This is a genomic window from Streptomyces sp. GbtcB6 (assembly GCF_019091475.1).
Taxonomy (GTDB): Bacteria; Actinomycetota; Actinomycetes; order Streptomycetales; family Streptomycetaceae; genus Streptomyces; species Streptomyces hyaluromycini.
In genome coordinates, this window is record NZ_JAGXJL010000124.1 from 4366 (window position 1) to 6179 (window position 1814).

Sequence of the window (1814 nt, forward strand, 5' to 3'; positions counted from 1 at the left end):
GGACCGGAGTCGGGTCGGTGTCGGTGGACGTCTGCTTGCCCGGGGTGGAGGGCACGGGCTTCGGATCGGCCGTGGCCGACGTGCCCGGGTGCGCGTGGCCGGAGCTGGCCGCCTGAGCGGCGATGCTGCCGCCCACCACCAGGGCGAGACCGGCAGCCGACCCCAGCACCCAGGTGCGCAGGGAACGGTTCGACTTCTTGGTGCGGATGTGCCGCATAGGAAACGACTCCAAAGAGTAGAGACAACGCTGAAGGTCGGGCAGCGCCGGGGCTGAAAATCCCGTCCCGGAAACCGCCTTTCACCCCACCAGACGTGCGGCCCCACCCGGGGTTGTCGCGATCCGCGAAAAAAATCTGCAGCCTTCGTGGGTCCAGCCGGTGAACGTCCACGCGTGGACGGCGGTGATGCCCTGGGCGGGGCCGCCCGCGCTCCGCGCAACCACTTCACCGACACCTGCGGCGCCCTCGCCCCGCTCGGCTACCCAGCCCTCCACCACCTCGCCGGTCCGCTGCGCAAGGCCGCCACCGACGTCGGCGATACCGATCTGATGCATCTGTGGCCGCGCACCGGCTACCGCCCGGCCCTCGGACATGGTCATGGTGACGATCTTCAGCCTCACCCGCTGCGCCGAACTGGCCCCAGTCGGACACAGCTATCGCGAACAGGCCGCGCCCTGGATGACCACCACTCCTGCCGGCATGCCGCCGTGATGTGGTTCGAGCCCGGCGCCGGCCCCGATGACGGCCGCCGCTTCTATGCCTGCGATGGTCACGCGGGCAGTTCGCCCGGAGCGTGGTCATGGCGTCGGCCGCAGGCGGAAAGGTCGTCTGAGAGAGGCTCTCCCTGCTCCCTCCAGCCAGCACAGTTCGCGCGCTGCCGACAGCACATGCGTGGAGTCCGTCCGGGCCCGGCCCGCGCTCTTGAGTAGCCGCTTGTCACGGGCCGCGACCAGGACGCCGTCCAGCACCCGCCGCCCGGCGTCCGCCCCAGCCAGCCGGTCACGGAACTCCGACAGCACCGAGAAGTCGAAGCCCGGATCGTCCAGTTCCAGCCCAAGCGCGTACTTGAAGTCGATCCTGGCCCGCACTGCTTCAGCGGCCTGCCGGTCGGTCAGCCCCTCCACGAACTGCAACACCGACACCAGCGCCAGCCCGCCCGGTGACCAGGCCGGCCTGCCCCGCGCCGGGAACAGGTCCGCGAACCCCTCATCTTTGAACAACGAGCCCAACTCGTCCCGCACCCGGATCGCCAGGCTCCCCTTCGGGAACGCGGCCCGAGTCACCCGCACCGTCTCCGCCGGGATCTCCCCAGACCCCTTGAGCCTCCGCCAACTTGAAGACGCAGGTCAAAAGGCTGGCGTGACGGTCGCCCCAGGTTCTCACGCTGGTCGGAGGCGGCAGTCTCCGGACCGCCGGTGTCAGGACCAGGCGATCTCGCCATGGCGGTCGATGAAGCGTCCGGTGCCGGCACCGGGCCCCTCGGTGGCGAGGGCGACGATCGCGTCCGTGCCCTCGGTGACGGTCTGGGAGCCGCTGTGACCGTTTATGTCGGTCGCGGTGTAGCCGGGGTCGGCGGCGTTGACACGGATGCCCTTGAGCCCTTTGGCGTACTGCGTGGTCAACATCGTCAGCGCCGCCTTCGAGGAGGCGTACAGCGGCACGACGACGAGCGACTCGGACCGGCCGGGGTCGTGGGTGAAGGCGAGGGAGCCCATGCCGCTGCTGACGTTGATGATCACGGGGTCGTCCGAACGGCGCAGCAGCGGCAGGAACGCGGTGGTGGTGCGGACCACGCCGATGACGTTGACGTCGAGG

At 69.9% G+C, this 1814-nt stretch carries 3 protein-coding genes and 1 pseudogene; all 4 read right to left on the minus strand.

Annotation, left to right across the window (positions count from 1 at the left end; genetic code table 11):
* Positions 1-217 (minus strand): hypothetical protein (locus tag KVT45_RS54345; RefSeq protein ID WP_217562438.1); only part of this gene is annotated, 217 nt, incomplete at its 3' end.
* 81 nt (positions 218-298) lie between these two features.
* The gene (locus tag KVT45_RS54350; RefSeq protein WP_217562440.1) at positions 299-598 is read right to left on the minus strand and encodes a hypothetical protein; all 300 of its coding nucleotides are present in this window, start codon (positions 596-598) and stop codon (positions 299-301) included.
* A gap of 252 nt (positions 599-850) precedes the next feature.
* Positions 851-1303: pseudogene (locus KVT45_RS54355) on the minus strand (transposase); the annotation flags it as partial.
* A gap of 114 nt (positions 1304-1417) precedes the next feature.
* A partial coding sequence (locus KVT45_RS54360; protein WP_217562442.1) for an SDR family NAD(P)-dependent oxidoreductase occupies positions 1418-1814 on the minus strand: 397 nt, incomplete at its 5' end.

Coding starts and splice junctions, on each gene's coding strand:
- KVT45_RS54350 (WP_217562440.1), bottom strand. CDS start 598: ATGACCATGTCCGAGGGCCGGGCGGTAGCCGGTGCGCGGCCACAGATG.